This is a genomic window from Paenibacillus sp. FSL H8-0260 (genome assembly GCF_045040625.1).
GTDB classification, from domain to species: domain Bacteria; phylum Bacillota; class Bacilli; order Paenibacillales; family Paenibacillaceae; genus Paenibacillus_AQ; species Paenibacillus_AQ odorifer.
The window spans coordinates 5,579,828-5,600,084 of the sequence record NZ_CP150298.1 but is presented as its reverse complement, the minus strand read 5'-3'; the positions used below and the strand labels follow the sequence as shown (position 1 = coordinate 5,600,084).

The window sequence follows — 20,257 nt, the reverse complement described above, 5'->3', positions numbered from 1 at the left end:
AGATAACTCATGGCATTATTAACAGTTGAGACAGGTTCTCCTACCTTGAGAATGACAACGACCATCAGTATTATCTCCCCCGTCGATTCAGGCAACATGTCTGGAGGAACGCTCTACCTGCTGCATGGTGCTGGTGATAACGCCAGTACTTGGCACAGGATGACTACTATTGAGCAGTATGCAAGTCAATATGGTTGTACAGTCATAATGCCCCAAGTAAACAGGAGCTATTATACAGACATGGAGTACGGACTGGATTACTTCCACTATGTGACCCATGAGCTTCCCGAGCTTTGTGGCCGAATGATGAGGTTGGATGATAATCCGCAGAAGACGTATATCGCTGGTCTATCGATGGGCGGGTATGGTGCTCTGAAATGTGGACTTACCTATCCCGAGCGTTACAGCAAAGTGGTTTCGTTATCAGGAGTTACCGATCTCCAGAAACGATTAAACGATCCGCAAATGTCCAAGGACATGGCGAGGGAGATGGCGGGTACTTTTGGAAAACGCTTACAAATTAAGCCGGATCAGGATCTGTACGCTTTAGCTGCTAAATTGGTCGACGATAAACGTAACCTGCCTTCGATTCTGGCTTGCTGTGGTTCGGAAGATCCGTTTGTGGAGATGAATCGGGAATTCGCAGCTTACCTGGAGACGACCCCTTATGAATTTCAGTATGTTGAGACCTCTGGAACTCATGAATGGCGATTCTGGGAGGAACATCTGAAGACAACCTTTGATTTCTTGTACAACTAAAAGACATAAGCAGAGTGAGGAGATGCAAATTGAAATCCGAAGTTGCAATACCGGCTAAAAAAATGAACGACAGCAGATTCCAACTGTTCCTAAGGGAAGTCTGGAAGAACAGAATGGTCTATACTCTGGTGCTTCCTGGACTAGTGTGGCTTTTCCTATTCGCTTATCTGCCGATGGGTGGTCTATCTCTGGCTTTTAAAGATTTTAAAGCGAATTTAGGAATTTGGGGCAGCCCATGGAGCGGATTCGAGAATTTCACCTATGTGTTCCGTGACCCGGCTTTTATTGACGCCGTATGGAGAACGTTAACCATTAACATCGGTAAGCTGATTATTCAGTTCCCTTTTCCAATCATATTGGCATTGCTGCTGAATGAACTGCGCATGAATCGTTACAAAAAAGCTTTACAGACGGTGTTCACATTTCCGAACTTCCTGTCATGGATCGTAGTATCCGGGGTTGTTATCAATGTGCTTTCCTATGATGGTCTGGTTAACAGCCTCATTCAAATGTTTGGCGGGACAGGCATTAACTTCCTGGGTTCTGAAAAAATGTTCGTTCCGATGTTGTATCTTACGGATATCTGGAAATCAGCAGGTTGGGGCGCCATTATCTTTATGGCCGCTATCTCTGGTATTGATACAGACCAATATGAATCCGCACAGATTGATGGTGCTACACGCTTGCAGCAAATGTTCCGCATTACCCTGCCTAACATTCTTCCGACGATTACGATTATGTTTATCCTTTCTGTCGGTGGCCTGATGTCATCTGGATTTGACCAAATCTTTAACTTGAGCAACGCTGCAACGAAAAACGTCTCGGAAGTACTAGATGTGTATATCTACCGGATCACGTTCCAGTCTTCAACAGACTTTTCATTCTCCACTGCAGTCAGTTTGTTCCGTTCACTTGTTAATATGATTCTGCTGATTTTGGCAGACAGAGCTGCCAAACTTATGGGCGGAGACGGTTTATTCCGGTAAGAAAGGAGTGCAAATGTATGAGTAAAAAAAAGCTGACCATTATGCAAGACCATAAAAAAATGACCGCTATGGATTATGTGATTTTCGTAATTCTGAGTGTGGGCGCTTTGGCCATTCTTATTCCATTCTGGAATGTCATTATGATTTCTTTTTCTACGCAAAAAGAATACGCTGATAACCCTATGATGTTATTTCCGAAGAACCCAACACTGGAATCCTATCGGGCACTCTTTGCTGATGGGCGGATCGGGACTGGGTATTGGAATACCTTTAAGATCTTAATCTTAGGACTCCCGCTTAGCTTGTTCTTAACGACAAGTATGGCTTACGGCCTTAGCCGCAATAAATTCCCGGGTAAAAAGCTGATTTTTATGCTTGTCTTGTTCACAATGATTTTTAATGGCGGGATTGTACCTTTGTACCTGGTGATGAAGGATCTGCATCTGACAGGCAACCTTTGGTCAGTTATTCTGGCTGGAAGCTTCAGTGCGTTTAACCTGATTCTGATGTCGAACTATTTTAGCAGTCTGCCTGAGTCCCTGATGGAATCTGCGCGACTTGATGGTGCTGGGGAATGGAGAATCCTGTTCTCTGTAGTCCTGCCATTATCTGCTCCAATCGTAGCTACCATCACATTGTTCTACGGAGTAGCCTTCTGGAATGGATGGTATGACGCCATGATCTTCCTGCGGAAAGCGGATCAGATGCCACTGCAGAACGTGTTGCGATCTATCATTATGGAAGCCCAAGTGAATGCATCGAATGCCACAAGTGTTGACGCAGTGGGTAAACAATCATTCTCCATGGGTATGAAAATGGCGGCAGTATTCGTTACCATGGTTCCTATTATGTGTTTCTTCCCAATGCTCCAAAAGCACTTTGCCAAAGGGGTACTTACAGGGGCTATCAAGACCTAGTGGTTTATGATTTATCCATATAAAAGAGGGTCAGTCACACAATTTAAGGAGGACAAAATGAATATTTTAAAAAGAAAATCTGTAAAGTCAATCCTTGCCGGTGTTTTATGTCTTACTCCAATCATGTTGGCAGCATGCTCAAGCTCAGACAACAATGCTAATAGCGGAAATTCAGGCAATCCAACAGATGGATATAAAGATGAGTTGAAGATTTCGTTAGCCAGTACCATTAAGACAACAGAATCTGATTTTGATAACGTGTATCATAAATATTTTACGGATAAGTTCAATATTAAATGGGATTACAACTATATTGAATGGGATTCATGGGCTGAGAAGCTTCGCCTATGGATTAACTCTGGTGATCTTCCTGACGTAGCAAGCTGGAACTATGTTCACGGTGATGCGCTTAATTACATTGATCAAGGGCTGCTGTACAAGCTGCCAGATGACTGGAAAGAACGCTGGCCGAATGTGGCAGCCGCTTATAAGCTGACAGGACTTGGCGATGAATTGGAGAAAGCGGTAGGTGGCACTTATGTTCTGCCAAGACCGGTATACTTTGAGAACAAGCCGGCAGATCCGCTCATTAACCAAATCGGAGTAATTGCTTTGCGTTCTGACTGGGCTAAAGCTGTTGGTTTTGAATTGAAGGATGCCTACACTACTACAGAACTGATGGAATTTGCTAGATTGCTTAAAGAGAAAGACCCTGGCAAGGTAGGAGATAAACTCATTCCTATTTCTTATGACATCAACGATGCTTTGACTAATATTGTAATGGCTAATAGCGTGCATTCCAGAGTAGAGTCAGCATTCTATAAAGATGCAGATGGCAAATACCAATGGGGTCCAGCCAACGATGAAACGTTAGCGGCACTGAAAGAACTTCAAACTACTTATAAAGAAGGATTACTGCACCCTGAGTTTTATACTTGGAAAAATGGTGAATCTGGCCAAAAGTTCACAGTTAACGGTGTTTCCGGTATTACGAGTCTAGGTGGTTTGGCTTCTTACAGAAAAGACATGGACGTTAAAATGAAAGATAACCTAGGTGTAAATAGTGATGACCTAGTACACACAGCTATTGTACTTGGCGATGACGGTAAATATCGTAACCTCGATCAAGTTAACTTCTGGTCTGCTGTAATCTTCTCGCCAGATATTAGCAAAGAGAAATTTGAACGGATTATGGACTTCATGGAATATACAACAAGTAAAGAAGGTCAATTGACTGTTAACTTGGGCTTTGAAGGAACAGATTGGAAAAAAGGCGAAAATGGCGAATTAATCAGCCTGCTCCCTGAAGGAACAACATTGGATAAGAAATATCCGAACCGTTTTGAAGGACTGTATGTCTTGGCGGATGACTTTAGTGTCGTGAACCCTGCGATCAAAAAAGAATATCGCGATCGTTCTGTAGAACTGTTCAAGGAAAAAGCTGAGCTTGCGTTAAAAGACAAAGCAACGGCTGAATATGACTGGGACTACCAGTTGTATGATTCCAAGGCTAAAAATCAGGCTTCCTTTGACTATGCTACAGAATACACTAACCTGATTTTGAAACCAGGCGATCTAGAGGCGAACTGGAAAGAATGGGTTAAGAGCAAACAATCCCTCGTTCAGCCGGTTCTAGATGAACTAAACAATCTAAAAAAATAGCTTTCGCCCTATGCATGTAGGAATGAACCTACAGGACCCGCGTGCAATTCTTGCACACGGGTTTTTCCATTCATAGGCATCGGCAGAATTGAACAATGGAGGATTTGAAATGAATGAGCAGCAACTGACTACCTTGTTGAACCAGATGACGCTTGAAGAAAAGATTGCACAATTGCAGCAGCTAGCCGCTAATTTCTATGAAGGGGCAGAGGATGGAGGACAAATCACTGGCCCTATGGCATCCATGGGAATTACGGACCACATGATCGAGAGCAGCGGCTCTGTACTTGGTCTATCAGGTGCAGCGCAAGTCATTGCGGTTCAGGAAGCCCATTTACGCAAAAATAGATTGGGCATTCCCTTGCTGATGATGGCGGATATTGTGCATGGCTTCAAGACGATTTTTCCGGTCCCGCTGGCAATTGGCTGCTCTTGGGATATGGATCGCGCAGAGCTGAGCGCCGAGATTGCGGCTAAAGAAGCGGCAGTCTCCGGTGTGCACGTTACTTATGCGCCAATGGCGGATCTTGTACGGGACCCACGTTGGGGAAGAGTAATGGAATCTACAGGAGAAGATCCATATTTGAATGGTAGGTTTGCCCGTGCGTTTGTGCGCGGATTTCAAGGAAGCGACTTGACTGGTGATGTAGATCGTCTGGCGGCTTGTATTAAGCACTTTGCTGCCTATGGTCTATCCGAAGGCGGTCGTGATTATAATACGGTGGATTTATCGGAACGGCAGCTGCGTGAATATTATCTGCCGGCCTATCGTGCAGCACTGGATGAAGGTGCAGAAATGGTTATGACTTCATTTAATACGATTGATGGGATTCCGATAAGCGGCAACGTCAAGCTGCTTCGCCAGCTGCTTCGTGAAGAATGGGGATTTGATGGCGTATTGATTTCGGATTGGGGTGCAGTGAAGGAACTGATCCCACATGGTGTCGCCGAGGATGAGGCTGAGGCAGCACTTAAAGCCATCAAAGCTGGTGTAGACATCGAGATGATGACGGCTTGTTATGTTCATCAGCTTCCGGCGCTTGTTGCAGATGGACAAGTAGATGAGAAGATTATTGATGAAGCTGTGCTTCGTATTTTGAAATTGAAGCAAAGATTGGGATTGTTCGAGCATCCGTTCCGCGGAGCTGACGTCGAGAAAGAGCGTGAGGTAATCTTCTGTGAAGATCATCGAAATGCGGCGCGTGAGTTGGCGGCTAAATCCTGCGTACTGCTCAAGAATGATCAGGTTCTGCCGCTTACTGCAGAGCAACGGATTGCGCTAATTGGACCGTTTGCTACTAGCGGAGATATTCTTGGACCGTGGTCGTGGTTGGGTTCAACGGAAGAGGCAAGCCGTCTTGCACCAGCACTTCAAGCTCGCGCAGGTGCGGGTAAGATTACTGTTGCAGAAGGTTCTGGAGTCGATAGCTTTACAGAGGAACAGTGGCTGGAGGCGGAAGCGGCTGCTAAGCAAGCTGATGTGATTGTACTGGCGCTTGGTGAACATTCAGAGATGAGTGGAGAAGCGGGCAGCCGTTCAGATATCCGTTTGCCGGAAGCGCAGCTTGAGCTTTTACAACGTCTGAAACAGCTGAATAAGCCTATCGTGGTGGTGTTGTTTAATGGACGTCCACTAGACTTGGCCGGTGTGTACGAGCATGCGGATGCTATTTTGGAAGCTTGGTTCCCGGGCAGTGAAGGCGGAGCGGCAATTGCCAGTCTACTTTATGGAGATGAGAATCCTTCAGGAAGATTAACGATGTCTTTCCCGGTATCCGTTGGGCAGATTCCAGTCTATTACAATCATTTCAACACTGGACGCCCACTTCATGCTCCGGGTGCCGACAAACGTTATGTCTCGCAATATCTGGACATTCCTAATGAACCGCTTTTGCCATTTGGTTTTGGACTGAGCTATACGACATTTAGCTATAGTGAACCAATTCTGTCCGGTGAAATTATGACTGAAAATCAGCCTATTGAAATAAAAGTTACGGTGACCAATACTGGAGAAGTAGATGGGGAAGAGGTAGTGCAGCTGTATATCCGAGACATTTCCGGAGAGGTCGTCAGACCAATGAAGGAACTGAAGGATTTTGCCAAAATCAACCTCTCACCAGGGGAAAGTCGTGAAGTGACCTTTACACTTACCGAACAGCAGCTTCGTTACTATCATAGCGATCTAAGCTTTAGCAGCGATCCGGGACGATTTAAATTATTCGTCGGTTCGAACAGCAATGAGGTTAAAGAACGGGATTTTTGCTTAACATTAGCATAAGTAGAATATATACGGCAGTAACGCCGTAATGGAGGAAGTGTATAATATGACTACTAATTTGAATACTAACATCCGTTTAAACGCCGGGGATCTATCCTTCACTTTTACAAACAGCGGGGACTTGTTCCAAGTCCTCTACGAACGGACAATGATCAATCAATTGCTGCCAAGCATTGTGGATGGTTCATTATCCAATCTATATTTGCGAGTGCACAATGATGGAAACATTCAAGCCATTCCTTTGCTGGGCATTCATTCTTCAAGCACTGTACGTAAGGCTGGAAACCGTTTGGTTTGGGAAGGTACTGCGGAAAATATTGAATATCAAGTTATTTTCACCCCTACTGCAGGAGGAGCTTGGTTCTGGGATGTGAAGCTTACTGGACAAAATGCAGAGGTAGATCTCGTGTACGGACAGGATGTAGGGATTGCTGATATCGCCGCTGTCCGCAGTAATGAAGCTTACCTGTCACAGTATATCGATCATGCGGTATTTGAGGATCAATCCAACGGGTACGTTGTTTGCTCTAGACAGAATCAGCCGCAGGGCGGGAAATTCCCATATCTGCAACAGGGTTCACTTACCAAGGCAACAAGCTTCTCAACAGACGGTTTTCAATTCTTTGGACTGTCCTATAAAGAAACCAACCAACCAGAGAGCTTGGGTCTTGAGCAATTAAGTAATGAGATCTATCAATATGAATTCGCATATACTGCGCTGCAATCGGAACGGGTGAAGCTGAGCGGGGAAACACGGTTTGTGTTCTACGGATTGTTTAAGCAAGATCATCCAGAAGCGATCACTGCGCTAGAATTTGCTAATGATATTGCTGCGGCTTGGGATGCTGTTAAAGATTTACCTTTAGAAGCTGAAGCAGCACTTGAACGTTCTTTCTTCTCGAAGGAGCTGGGAGCACCGCTGGCTGCAGATTCGCTGACAGAGAAAGAGATCGGGGTCTTGTTTCCGGTTCGTTATCAGGAGGAGAGAGAAGGAGACACACTACTTTCCTTTTTCACGGAGAATTATGAGCACGTAGTATTAAAAGAGAAAGAAATGCGCGTAGAACGGCCACACGGCCATATCCTGATGAGTGGGGATAACGCTCGACTTAATGATAAGGTCATCACAACAACTTCTTATATGTACGGGATCTTTAACTCCCAAGTGGTAATTGGAAATACCAATTTCAACAAGCTAATGTCCAATCCAAGAAATGCGCTTAACATTCCAAAAGCTTCAGGACAACGCATTTATGTAGAGTGGAACGGTGAATATCGTTTGCTGACCATGCCTTCTCTATTTGAGGTTGGTTTCAACTATGCTCGTTGGTATTACAGAACAGATGGTGAATGCTTCATTATTACGAACTACACCACCGAAGATTCGCCAGAGATATTCCTGAATGTGCGTTCGGAAAGCGGACGAGCTTATCGTTATTTAGTCACTAATCAAATCACTATGAACGTTAATGAATACGAGCTTCCATATCAATCTAAGCAAGAAGGTGGAGCAGTAATCTTCTCCGCTGACAGAAGCGCACTAAGTGCTGGTGAATATCCTGACTTACAGTATAAATTACAGGTACAGGGTGCGGAGTTAACTCTGCAGGATGAAGGTAGACTTGTCTCTCCTGTTCAACCAACTGAAGCGCCGTTAGCAGTTCTGGAGCTGTCTGCCAGCAGTGAATGGACCTTGAATATTCAAGGGCTTCTGGATGGTAAGTCACTTGCTCCAAGAAATCGTTCAGCTGAGGAAGAAATTTCTGCTTATCGCGCGTTTTATGCTGGTGTGATGAATGGCTTCCGCCTGACGCTTGGGGACGGAACAGAAGGTGAACTGTTTAAGGTTAACGCTCTGACTTGGTGGTACACACATAACATGCTGGTTCACTATTCGGTTCCACATGGTTTAGAGCAATATGGTGGCGCTGCTTGGGGAACCCGGGATGTATGTCAGGGACCTGTGGAATATTTCATGGCTACGCAAAAATACGAACAGGTTCGTGAAATTTTGCTGACGCTGTACAGTCATCAATATGAAGATGATGGCAACTGGCCACAGTGGTTCATGTTTGATAAATATACGAAGATACAACAGGAAGAAAGTCATGGAGATATTATTGTATGGCCGCTTAAGGTGCTTGGAGACTACTTGGCAGTAACTCAGGATTACAGCATCTTGGGAGCAACAGTACCGTATACCCGTAAGCACAGCTTTGACTTTACAGAAGAAAAGGCGACGTTGCTGGATCACGCACGGAAGGAAATTGCTTATATTAAGGATCATTTCCTGCATGACACACATCTGTCTTCTTACGGTGATGGAGACTGGGATGATACGCTCCAGCCTGCAAATCCACAGCTGAAGCAGTATATGGTCAGCAGCTGGACAGTGGCACTTACCTATCAGACACTTAATCAGTTCTCAGAGGTGCTTCGTTCAGTTGATCAAGCTGAGGCAGAGGAACTGAAGACGATGGTGGAAGGAATCCGTAAGGATTTCCATACTCATATGCTTCAATCCGAAGTGATTCCTGGCTTCCTGTATATGGAGGACCCTGAGCAGATTAAGCTTATGGTGCACCCAAGTGACACAGAAACAGGTATTCAGTACCGTCTGCTGCCAATGACGCGCAGTATGATCAGTGAGCTGCTTACTCCGGAACAGGCCGAAGCACACTATGATGTCATTCAGGATAAACTATTCTGTCCTGACGGTGTACGTCTGATGAATCGTCCAGCTCAATATGTTGGCGGGGTCAGCACCCATTTCAAACGTGCGGAGCAAGCGGCTAACTTTGGCCGGGAAATTGGACTACAATATGTGCATGCACATATCCGTTATGTAGAGGCTATGGCTAAGCTCGGTAAAACCGATCAGGTCTGGAAGGGTCTGGCAGCGATTAATCCGATCGGAATCCGCGATGTGGTGCCAAACGCTGAACTACGTCAAGCTAACTCCTATTTCAGTAGCTCGGATGGTAAATTTAACACCCGTTATGAGGCACAGGAGAATTTCGATAAACTGCGCAATGGTGACGTAGCTGTTAAAGGTGGCTGGAGAATCTATTCCAGCGGTCCTGGGATCTATATGAACCAGTTAATCTCGAATGCACTGGGGATCCGTACGGAAGGTGGAGACTTAATTGTTGACCCGATTCTGCCGGAATCGCTGGATGGAATGCACTTCAGCTTTGAATATGCAGGCACTAAGGTAGACTTTATCTATCACCTTACAGGTCGTGAGATTAGTCAAATTACTATCAACGGTACGGAAGTGCAAACAGAAGGTACACCTAACCGCTATCGTAGTGGTGGTGTTCGCATCAAACGTGCGGACTTTGATCGTCTCAGCACGGAAGTTGGAAATGTGATAGAGATTTATAAGTAACATTATATATAGAAGGGCAATCTCCGCGTTAAGCGCGGAAATTGCCTTTTTTGTGTTTTTTACATTCGGCTCGGTGTCGGTAACCCAAGCACTTCGAGCACATCTCCCAAGATGTCCTTGAATCTTGAAGTGAGCCAGAGGCGGAATTCGATCGTAGCTGGATCTCCTTTTAGAATCGGACATGCAGAATAGAAGTTGTTGAACAGTGTAGCTAAGGTATGTGCGTAAGTGCAGAGCGTATTTGGCGTTAACTCTATACTTGCTGAATGTAATATCTCCGGCCAGAGACTTAGCTGTCTTAGCAGGGCAAGCTCTGCTTTTTCCAATTCGGAAGGGAACTGAAGCTGTGCGGCAGCTGTAAGGATTGGGATCGTAGCTTTACTCAAAACGCTTGTCGCACGCGCAAAAGTATACATCAGATAAACTCCGGTATTGCCGGATATTTCGGTAGCCTGTTTGAAATCAAACACGATTTCCGTTCCTAAATTAAACCGTAGCAGATAGTAGCGAATCGCAGCAGTGGCAATCAATCGGCTGGAGAGGCCGTCTTTATCGGAACGTGTGTGCTCAATGTTCTGTTCCATAAGCTCCACCAGATCGCTTACCTTAATCCCGATTCCCTGACGTCCGGACATAGCATAAGAAGATTTGCCTTCTGAAATATCTATACCCAGCTCGGCCGCCGAAGCGGGACTAAGAGATACAACACCATAGCTCACATGATGGAGTTTGTCTGCTTGCTCGTTATAACCTAGTGCCCCTAAGGCTTGCTTAACCATCTGTTGTGGATATTCCTGTCTGTAATCGATCACATTGATGACTCTGTCCGCCTGCCCATAAGATTCTTGGGTTCCAGTTAATCCAGTTGTCCATAAACCGGACGAGAATTCGCTATAGGAGAAATCTTTGGTCAAAAGACCAAATTTCCAGAGATGATAGGCAATATCTTTGGCTGTATACGTTAAAATCCCATTCGAACGCACCAGCACCTTATCGAGCTGATGCTCCTCTGAATCCGCTCCAATGTTAGCCTCTGTTCCTTGCTTCAGCACCCAGCAGCCTGCGAGTTTACCTTCAGTCTCTTGTACAAAAACGGCTGTCTGCTTCAGTAGCTCAGCTGCGGCTGCCCAAAATCCCTCTTTTAAAATACTGCTCTCCCATACCAGCAAATCATAATAAATTCCAAAATGTTTCATTTCCTCTACATGCTCTCTAACGATGCGTTCAGCTACAAGGTTGCCCAGCCAGGCTTCGTTACCGCCCCCTTGTTCAAGGGAGTGCAGTATATCTGTGCGCTTATGTGTCATCTCAGAGTTCAGCGCATATTCTTTGTTCACTTTGGCATAAAGATCCCAGCAAAAATCACCGAAACGTTGGTGTTCCCCTTCTAAAGATATATTTAATAATCCAACAACTGTATCCGCCAGCTGATTGCCGAGATCATCAATGTAGTTATGGACCTCTACGTTATACCCAGTTCTTTTCATAATTCTGACTAGAGTATCGCCGATACAGGCGTTTCTTAGATGACCTACGTGGGCGGCTTTGTTGGGGTTGATAGAAGTGTGCTCGATGATGACTTTTTCCCCAGTGCTGGCAGGCAGTTCAAAGGAATGTTCAGCCCAGCTTTGCCAATTCATATACAAATTGATAAATCCGGGAGCAGCGACTTCAACTTTTTGTAAAAGACCGGCGAGGCGCCCTTGGAATTGAAGCTCTGCTTTCACTAATTCTGCTATGACCATTGGGGATTTACGTAGAGTTTTGGCTAGCTGCATAGCGATATTGCATGAATAATCACCATGCTCTAGATTAGCTGGCTGTTCGATCAGAATGGCAATGTCCTCTGGATAGTCAGCTCCTAAGGTATTGAATACACGTTGTACACTGTGCTCGATTCCGTCTTTGATGATTTGATTTAACATGGTATACCCTCCTTTGAAAATACAAAAAAGCCCTCGTCTCAAAAGAGACGAGGGCTTTAGCGCTCGCGGTACCACTCTCGTTGCTGAACAAGTTGTTCAGCCACCTTACGGGATAACGGCCTTCAGCCGGGACTTCCTACTAAGGTTCAGAAGTCCATCTCACGGGTGCGCTTCATTAAAGGGATCTGTACCGGCTTACACTCTCCCGGCTCGCTGAGGACTAGATCTCGTTAATTACTCTCCCGCTCATCGATGCTTAATTAATTTTTACCAGTATACCTAATATTTCATAAAAAGCAATAGTGGTTAGCTTCTTAACAATCTTGGTTGCTCTTTGTTGTTAGATTATCAGATTAGTAGATTATAAATCTGGAAAAAGAAGGCTGTCTTGTTATAGGACTAGCTGTTCCTTTGCACAACAGTCCACACGCTAACTCAAGCCAAGGAATATTACTATACGGAGCCACTAATCTTTCAATTTGTAGTGGAAGGGAGGAGTGAATAAAACATGGCTATCTTTTCTACTGGACCTATAGATAACAGCCCAATCCTAGGGGTCAGACCGTCGCAACTGGTAACCGTAAAAGTAGTTAATCGGGATTCTCTTAATCCTTATAATCTAGTTATTCAAGGTTTCCTTCTTAACGGATCAAGAACGATGTATGTGAATGAAACAGTAAATCTAGCACCTAATCAAGTTTTAACTAAGAACTATTTTGCCGACTTGGACGCATTTGAATTTGTGTTTACAACAGTAGAAGCAGTTGAAGCAGAGGTTGGGATTTCAGTCTGGGGAAAACAGAACTCAGGGGCATTGGTAGATCCTCATCGCATAGTTGCGTGGGAGAAGCAGGCAGTATTAATTTAATAATTATTTTTGTGACACAGTTAACGTTAAAGGAGTGATGAGAAATTGAGTTATTTATCTACCGGACCGATAGACAATAGTATGGTAGGGGGTGTAAGACCTACTCAGCATGTTACTGTCAAAATTGATAACCGAAGTGACATTGATTCATCAATGGCTCTTGTTCAAGGATACTATATGGATGGGACAAGAACTTTATATGTCAGCGAGCTGATAAATGTAGCACCTAATGAAGTTATAACACGTGATTATTATGCCGATTTTGATGCGTTTGAATTTATTTTTACAACTACAAGTCTGGTAGATGATCCGATTCAAATCTCAGTATGGGGAAAAAATAGCGTTGGCCAGATTGTGACTGCCCATCGACTTGTACATGCAGAATTGCTTGGTGTAACGCAAGGGATAACTGGCGCGACCGGTGCGACTGGTGCAACAGGAGCGACCGGAGCCGATGGAGCAACGGGTGCTACCGGAGCAGGAGAGACTGGGGCGACAGGTGTAACAGGGGCAGATGGAGTGACTGGTGCAACCGGGGTGACTGGAGCGGATGGAGCCACTGGAGCGACCGGAGCAGGAGAGACTGGGGCAACAGGTGCCGATGGAGCTACAGGTGCAACGGGTGCAACGGGAGCAGAGGGAGCAACCGGGGCGACCGGAGCAGGAGAGACTGGGGCAACAGGTGCCGATGGAGCTACAGGTGCAACGGGTGCAACGGGAGCAGACGGAGCAACGGGTGCAACAGGAGCGACCGGAGCAGGAGAGACTGGAGCTACAGGAGCAGACGGAGTAACTGGGGCGACTGGTGCAACGGGAGCTGACGGAGCAACAGGTGCTACAGGAGCGACCGGGGCAACAGGTGCAGATGGAGCTACAGGTGCAACAGGAGCAACGGGAGCCGATGGAGCAACGGGTGCCACAGGAGCGACCGGAGCAGGAGAGACAGGGGCAACAGGAGCAGATGGAGCTACAGGTGCAACAGGAGCAACGGGAGCAGATGGAGTGACTGGTGCGACTGGAGTAGGAGAGACAGGTGCAACGGGAGCAACTGGAGCGGATGGAGCAACGGGTGCTACCGGAGCGACCGGAGCAGGAGAGACTGGTGCAACTGGAGCGACCGGAGCAACGGGTGAAACAGGAGTAACCGGAGCGACTGGCGTAGCAGGAGCAACGGGAGCAACAGGAGTAGCTGGTGTAACCGGAGCAACGGGTGAAGCTGGTGTAACGGGAGCAACAGGAGTAGCTGGTGTAACCGGAGCAACGGGTGAAGCTGGTGTAACGGGAGCAACAGGAGTAGCTGGAGCAACGGGAGCAACAGGAGCAACTGGAGCAACAGGAGCAACAGGAGCAACAGGAGTAGCTGGTGTAACCGGAGCAACGGGTGAAACAGGAGTAACCGGAGCGACTGGAGTAGCAGGAGCAACAGGAGCAACAGGAGTAGCTGGTGTAACCGGAGCTACCGGAGTAACTGGAGTAACTGGAGTAACTGGAGCTACAGGTCCGAACATTCAACAAGAAGGGTTTTCTGCTTTCAAACCCTCATTGGCAATTTCCACATCTACACAATTAACTGGCTGGACTGTGACAACACCTTTTTATGATAGCCCGTCTTTCGACGAAGTTGGGGGAAATTATACCATTCCGACAACTGGTAGATATTCGATTGAAGCGACTATCAATTATTCCACAACTGCCTCACTTTCTATCAGTCTTGGTGCTGGAGTTAATCCGGCTTTCGTAGTTCAGAGAACTTCTCCTACTGCAACAAATCTGGTAAGTGGGTTGTTCCCAGTACTTGATGTGAATGTAGCGCTTATATTAGATTTGAGAGCAATTTTGGGAAGTGGTACTGTGACGCTAGCTGGAGAATTTGCATTAACCGCAGGTGATGTGATTGGCTTGTTCTATGTGGCAAATGGTTTGACGGTTCCTTTGAATTTGGGTGGAGCGAACTCAGCAGGTATCGTCTGGTCTGTTCATGAATTAACTTAAGCTTATTTATCTTCAAGTTCAGTGTTTATAACAGGGGTAATTCGGTAGCCGTTAGTGTGGCTCTCGGGTTACCCTCTGTTTTGTTGGCATATGTTATAAGTCGACTGGAACGTTGCTTATTAGATTCTTATTCTATTAAACCATTACAGATTTTTAGCTTATTTTAATAAATCAAATATGTGTAATAGTAGTTTTTAAATGGATGTCCACACCTTAATTCAAAATAAGAATAATACTATAAAGAGCCAAAAAATATGAACTGATTTGTAGGCTCATAGATTATCAACTTAGAGCAGGGGGAGGAATGATTATAGATAAAACCCTAGTTTATACGTAACTCTTGAGGATAGTTTTGTTCAGGTGAGTTGATTTTCGAAATTCAAATAATACGAGTATTATAATTTCATAAAAAATGAGGTGTTGAAAATTGAGTCAACTATCTACTGGTCCCATAGAAAATAATCTGGTAGGCGGTGTAAGACCTACTCAGCTTGTTACTCTTAAAATTGTCAATCAGAGTGATGATACTCCGTCAACGGTTCAAGTCGAAGGCTATTATATGAATGGGACAAGAACTTTATATGTAAGTGAACAGGTTAATTTAGCTCCTAATCAAGTGGTTAATAGGGATTATTATGCAAACTTTGATTCATTTGAATTTCTATTCACAACACCTATTACGATTGATGATCCCATTCAAATTTCAATTTGGGGGAAGAGTAGCACAGGTCAATTAGTGACTGCTCATCGCCTTGTCTACTCTGAATTATATGGAGAAAATATAGGAATTACAGGTGCTACTGGAGCTACAGGAAGCGTTGGTGCAACGGGAGCGACAGGTGCTGGCGTAACCGGAGCCACAGGTGCTGGAGCCACGGGAGCGACAGGAAGTGCAGGGGCAACGGGGGCGACAGGAAGTACTGGCGTAACCGGAGCCACAGGTGCTGGAGCTACTGGAGCGACAGGAAGCGTCGGAGCAACGGGAACGACAGGAAGTACTGGAGCAACGGGAGCAACAGGTGCTGGTGTAACTGGAGCGACAGGAACTGCTGGAGCAACGGGAGCAACAGGAACTGCTGGAGCAACGGGAGCCACAGGTGCTGGCGTAACGGGAGCGACAGGAAGTGTTGGAGCAACGGGAGCGACAGGAACTGCTGGAGCAACGGGAGCGACAGGAAGTGCTGGAGTAACGGGAGCGACGGGTAGCGCTGGAGTAACGGGAGCGACAGGAACTGCTGGAGCAACGGGAGCGACAGGAAGTGCTGGAGTAACGGGAGCGACAGGAAGTGCTGGAGCAACGGGAGCGACAGGAAGTGCTGGAGCAACGGGAGCGACAGGTAGTGCTGGTGTAACTGGAGCGACAGGAAGTGCTGGAGCAACGGGAGCGACAGGAAGTGCTGGAGTAACGGGAGCGACAGGTGCTGGCGTAACTGGAGCAACAGGAACTGCTGGTGTAACTGGAGCAACAGGTGCTACTGGTTCAGGTGCAATTATTCCATATTCTTCTGGTCTTCCAGTAGCAATGACCACTGTATTAGGGGGGCTTTTGAATACTTCAAGTGCAGTTGGTTTTGGTAGCAGTGCAACTAATATCAGTATTACAGGCGGTACTATAGATCTTACCGGAGCGGCTGGAACCTTGCTGAACTTTGCGTTCTCGGTTCCTAGAACTGGAACGATTACGTCTATGGCAGCCTATTTCAGTGCGACAGCTTCCGTTAGTTTAGTGGGGTCTACGGTAACAATCACGGCTCAATTATACAGATCTACTACACCTAACAATACCTTCACAGCAGTACCTGGGGCTTTAGTTACGTTAAGTCCTCCGCTTACAGGATTAATTGCTCTTGGAACTATTAGCAGTGGTAATACCACAGGTTTGAGCATCCCTGTAACTGTGGGAGAACGCTTGTTGTTGGTCTTCACTTCGACGGTCACGGCTGGCATTGACGTTGCAACAACTGTTGCTGGCTATGCTAGTGCAGGAGTTACAATCGCATAATCTGAAGAAAAAGGGATATCCCGATAGCCCTATGGGCTGCAGGATATCCTGATTTTTTCTCCAACGTTGTTATTTAGATCATTAGAATCTCCCGGATGTCTTGCTCTGTGAGGGTAGACAAGCTTTCTTGACCTGGCTGGATGACCTCATCGATCAAGTTCTTTTTCTTCTGCTGCAGCTCATACATCTTGTCCTCTACGGTGCCTTGGGTGACGAGACGAATTACTTGCACTACATTTTTCTGCCCGATACGGTGAGCCCGATCCGCAGCTTGCTGCTCAACGGCAGGGTTCCACCAAAGATCGTAAAGGATTACAGTGTCTGCCCCAGTTAAGTTGAGCCCGGTCCCGCCGGCCTTTAAGGAGATTAAGAAAATATCACGCTCTCCTTCATTAAATTTATTACATAAATCTACTCGTTGAGAAACAGGCGTTTGACCATCTAAATAAAAGTATGGAATGCCCTGATATCCTAGTTCACGTCCAATCAGGCCGAGCATCTCTGTGAATTGTGAGAATACTAACATACGTTTACCCGAACTGCGACATTCTTCTATAATTTCGAGCAGCTGCTCGAATTTAGCAGAGCTTCCTTCATATCCATCGACAAAAAGAGCAGGGTGGCAGCACAACTGGCGCAGACGAGTTAGTCCCGCCAGAACTTTGATCCGATTATTATTGCCGAAGCTATCTTGGGTCAAATGCTTAAGCGCCTCTTTTTTCAAACGGGCGAGATAAGCTACATATAACTTTTTTTGCTCCGGCAGCAGTTCACATGCTTGTACGGATTCGATTTTGTCCGGAAGTTCCTTTAACACATCACTCTTTAAGCGCCGCAGCAAAAAGGGACGCGCCCGCTTCGCAACCGTTTCTCTTGGTAAATCATGAAAAGCTTTTTTGCCTGGAAACAACCCAGGGAACACGGTGCCGAAAATGGACCATAAATCTTCCAACGCATTCTCCACGGGAGTACCCGTAAGTGCAAAACGGTGCCGGGCTTGAAGCGCCATTACAGCTTGGGCTGTCTGTGTAGTATGGTTTTTTATAGTTTGTGCTTCATCGAGAATCAGGGTATGAAAAGACTTTTTAGCATACAGCTGAACATCTCTGCGAAGCAACGGATAAGAAGTGATGATTACATCAGCTTTTGCTGTATTTTTTAAAATCCGCCCGCGCTCAATTAGACTACCGTCTGCAATGACAGCTTTGATCTCTGGCGTGAATTTTTTAAGCTCATTAAGCCAGTTATAAGTGAGAGACGCAGGAGCGACAATTAGGGCAGGCAGTCCATTCTGGCGGATCTCTGGAAGTTCTGACAGGAGAAAAGCGATACTTTGCAGCGTTTTGCCTAACCCCATATCATCCGCCAAAATACCACCAAAACGGTAATGGGCCAACGTCTTCAACCACTGAAATCCATATTGTTGATAATCCCTTAGCACAGGAACCAGACTGTCAGGTATAGGAAAATCAAGATTCTCAGGATTCCGCATGTTCGCAAGTAACCTTTTAAAGGATCTGCCCAGCTTAATGGAGTCACTCTTAGCATCCGTGGAGGTCAAATGTAGCCCGCGAACAACGGGCAGAGAAAATTCCACCCCTTTGATCTCACCTTCCCGGATGCCTATATCATTCATAAAGGTAATGATTTCTTGAAGCTCCTCGCTCTCCAGCGGTAGCAGGGCCCCATCAGGCAAGCGGTAGTATTTGCGTTTTTCCTGCAGGGATTTCAGAACCATAACAATCTCAGCTTCTGGAATCCCGCCCATATCGAATTTAAAATCAAGCCAGTCCGTCTTTTCATTCCAACTAATGCTCACCTTTGGGGGTGTAGTGCTCGTGAACAGTCTTGCTTTGACTGCGGAGGTCGCATAGACCGAAAGCAGCGGTTCCAGCAGCGGAATGGTATGGTACAAAAAATCGTACTCGCCCTCTTCGTCTGTCATAATGTATCCGCCCTCGGTTTTAGCGAAGGATTCGTGCTCCATCAGCTCCAGAATGCGGGCTTCTCCCTCCCCGTCTCGCAAAAGAATCAAATTCGTCCCGCGAACATGGGCTTTTTCATCTAAGGGATTGATCACAATGTCACCATATTGGAACTCTAGTCCGGCGAGCAGCCGATCTCTCACACGGTCCAGATAAAGTCTCGCGATAAGCCTATGTTGGACAATCCGATCCGCGATGGAATCGGCGATATGGACGTTGCCTAGCTTTTTCAGACCAGGAATAACCTTGTCCATAAAAGACTCCATTTGCTCGGGGGCAATATCGATACCATTTCGGCGGGAGGAATCCAGCATTTTTTTCATTTCAGCAAGGCGTATGCATTCTTGAGGGGATAGCTTCAGCAACTTACCTTCCGACAGTACTATCCCGTAATCTTCTAAGACCGAAATCTGCTCAAGTCCTTGAATATCCAGATGATATCCATCCTCTTCTGCCTGTTCAAATTCAAAGCTGAGTGGAGGCGCCTCATTGGACACGTGGATGCCTTCGTACAGCACCTCTTCTTGTTGCAAAAATACCGACGAGACCTCTGAAAGCGCAGGCTGAAGCGACTCCCAGAAAAAAGGAGGGACGGCCAGCAACCGATCTCCCCCAATACTCCCCCCATAAGGTGAGTAAGGAGTGACGTTATCGCGGTACATTTTTTCATTTAATACAATATCAATCAGCTTCTGTAGAACAACATTATCTTCCTTCCGGAAGCTGTAAATGGCAGGATTATAGATAAAATGTTTCGTGAACTCAAAGGATTCTCCGCGGTGTACACTTTCTAGAAATCCCCTTATTTTCTGAACAATATATAGACGTTTTGGACCGACTTTCATTTCTATACCCAGCATGGTGTGGCTGTAACTATAAGTGAACGGCTTGCATGTAAACTCTATATTTAGAGGAAGTCTGTTATCTACAAAAGCCCCCGTACCGCTAGGACGCGGTATATGGTTGCCGAACATCCCCAGTAGGCTGCTCACGAGCTGTTGATCTCTGGACTTTCCCCCGTTGTCTCGCACAGTATCTGTAAAAATACGTGGGGTTAGAATCTCAGTATCTTCTATAGAAGACAGGTGCGAAGCTCCGGTAGGCTCTGAATGATCTCGGCCAGTTTTAAGGGCGTCAACGTTGATCAGCACAGCCGCGATATGTTTACAGAATGGCCCCCCATGGGAGTAGGCTGGACAATTACACTCTGCCTGGACATCCCCATCAATATCAATGACCACCATAGCTTCATAGTCGATCGCCCCCTGAACAATGGCTTCATATCGAGAGCGGGGCAAATCTGGAATGGAGTCATTGTATTCTTCAACTTCAATTATATCGACACTTTCAGTTTGGTAATAAGCTAATCCTTTTTCAAAAATAGACTTGCCGCACAGCAGTTTGATTACCCGTTCTGATACACTAAAGCCCATAACATAATTCCTTCCTCATAACTTGATCTCGAAAAGTCCGAATTTAATATAGTACTTAT

The 20,257-nt window shown here is 45.9% G+C and carries 11 protein-coding genes and 1 other annotated feature; of the genes, 9 read left to right on the top strand and 2 right to left on the bottom strand.

The window, feature by feature from the left end; translation table 11 throughout:
- Positions 1-9 precede the first annotated feature (9 nt).
- The 6 genes from MHI51_RS24910 (at position 10) to MHI51_RS24885 (ending at position 9,993) form a co-directional block, all read left to right on the top strand.
- Positions 10-759 (top strand): alpha/beta hydrolase family protein, encoded by a 750-nt coding sequence (locus tag MHI51_RS24910; protein ID WP_076278016.1) that lies wholly within the window; start codon positions 10-12, stop codon positions 757-759.
- Positions 760-821: 62 nt separating this feature from the next.
- Entirely contained in the window at positions 822-1,745 is a 924-nt protein-coding gene (locus MHI51_RS24905; RefSeq protein WP_036687012.1) for a sugar ABC transporter permease, read from the top strand.
- A 17-nt stretch (positions 1,746-1,762) separates the two neighbouring features.
- The gene (locus MHI51_RS24900; protein WP_036686985.1) at positions 1,763-2,662 is read left to right on the top strand and encodes a carbohydrate ABC transporter permease; all 900 of its coding nucleotides are present in this window, start codon (positions 1,763-1,765) and stop codon (positions 2,660-2,662) included.
- 57 nt (positions 2,663-2,719) lie between these two features.
- The gene (locus tag MHI51_RS24895) at positions 2,720-4,324 is read left to right on the top strand and encodes an extracellular solute-binding protein (RefSeq protein ID WP_076129208.1); all 1,605 of its coding nucleotides are present in this window, start codon (positions 2,720-2,722) and stop codon (positions 4,322-4,324) included.
- A gap of 109 nt (positions 4,325-4,433) precedes the next feature.
- Positions 4,434-6,602 (top strand): beta-glucosidase BglX, encoded by a 2,169-nt coding sequence (bglX, locus tag MHI51_RS24890; protein WP_076278015.1) that lies wholly within the window; start codon positions 4,434-4,436, stop codon positions 6,600-6,602.
- 46 nt (positions 6,603-6,648) lie between these two features.
- The gene (locus MHI51_RS24885) at positions 6,649-9,993 is read left to right on the top strand and encodes a GH36-type glycosyl hydrolase domain-containing protein (RefSeq protein WP_076278014.1); all 3,345 of its coding nucleotides are present in this window, start codon (positions 6,649-6,651) and stop codon (positions 9,991-9,993) included.
- Between the two features lie 59 nt (positions 9,994-10,052).
- Here the strand turns inward: MHI51_RS24885 and MHI51_RS24880 are convergent, their stop codons facing one another.
- Positions 10,053-11,918: an arginine--tRNA ligase gene (locus tag MHI51_RS24880; protein WP_342410106.1), complete on the bottom strand. Its 1,866-nt coding sequence runs from the start codon at positions 11,916-11,918 to the stop codon at positions 10,053-10,055.
- Between the two features lie 40 nt (positions 11,919-11,958).
- Positions 11,959-12,177 (bottom strand) — a binding site (T-box leader).
- Positions 12,178-12,426: 249 nt separating this feature from the next.
- On the opposite strand from MHI51_RS24880, the gene MHI51_RS24875 reads away from it, so the two are divergent.
- The 3 genes from MHI51_RS24875 (at position 12,427) to MHI51_RS24865 (ending at position 16,780) form a co-directional block, all read left to right on the top strand.
- A complete protein-coding gene (locus MHI51_RS24875) occupies positions 12,427-12,786 on the top strand; it encodes a hypothetical protein (RefSeq protein WP_036687001.1) in 360 nt (119 codons plus the stop codon).
- 45 nt (positions 12,787-12,831) lie between these two features.
- On the top strand, positions 12,832-14,778 hold the full coding sequence (locus MHI51_RS24870) for a collagen-like protein (protein ID WP_405173330.1): 1,947 nt from the start codon (positions 12,832-12,834) through the stop codon (positions 14,776-14,778).
- Between the two features lie 427 nt (positions 14,779-15,205).
- Entirely contained in the window at positions 15,206-16,780 is a 1,575-nt protein-coding gene (locus tag MHI51_RS24865) for an exosporium glycoprotein BclB-related protein (protein WP_405173329.1), read from the top strand.
- A 73-nt stretch (positions 16,781-16,853) separates the two neighbouring features.
- On the opposite strand, the gene MHI51_RS24860 is transcribed toward MHI51_RS24865, so the two are convergent.
- On the bottom strand, positions 16,854-20,198 hold the full coding sequence (locus MHI51_RS24860; RefSeq protein WP_405173328.1) for an SNF2 helicase associated domain-containing protein: 3,345 nt from the start codon (positions 20,196-20,198) through the stop codon (positions 16,854-16,856).
- Positions 20,199-20,257: the final 59 nt, after the last annotated feature.

Coding starts and splice junctions, on each gene's coding strand:
- MHI51_RS24910 (WP_076278016.1), top strand. CDS start 10: ATGGCATTATTAACAGTTGAGACAGGTTCTCCTACCTTGAGAATGACA.
- MHI51_RS24905 (WP_036687012.1), top strand. CDS start 822: ATGAACGACAGCAGATTCCAACTGTTCCTAAGGGAAGTCTGGAAGAAC.
- MHI51_RS24900 (WP_036686985.1), top strand. CDS start 1,763: ATGAGTAAAAAAAAGCTGACCATTATGCAAGACCATAAAAAAATGACC.
- MHI51_RS24895 (WP_076129208.1), top strand. CDS start 2,720: ATGAATATTTTAAAAAGAAAATCTGTAAAGTCAATCCTTGCCGGTGTT.
- bglX (WP_076278015.1), top strand. CDS start 4,434: ATGAATGAGCAGCAACTGACTACCTTGTTGAACCAGATGACGCTTGAA.
- MHI51_RS24885 (WP_076278014.1), top strand. CDS start 6,649: ATGACTACTAATTTGAATACTAACATCCGTTTAAACGCCGGGGATCTA.
- MHI51_RS24880 (WP_342410106.1), bottom strand. CDS start 11,918: ATGTTAAATCAAATCATCAAAGACGGAATCGAGCACAGTGTACAACGT.
- MHI51_RS24875 (WP_036687001.1), top strand. CDS start 12,427: ATGGCTATCTTTTCTACTGGACCTATAGATAACAGCCCAATCCTAGGG.
- MHI51_RS24860 (WP_405173328.1), bottom strand. CDS start 20,198: ATGGGCTTTAGTGTATCAGAACGGGTAATCAAACTGCTGTGCGGCAAG.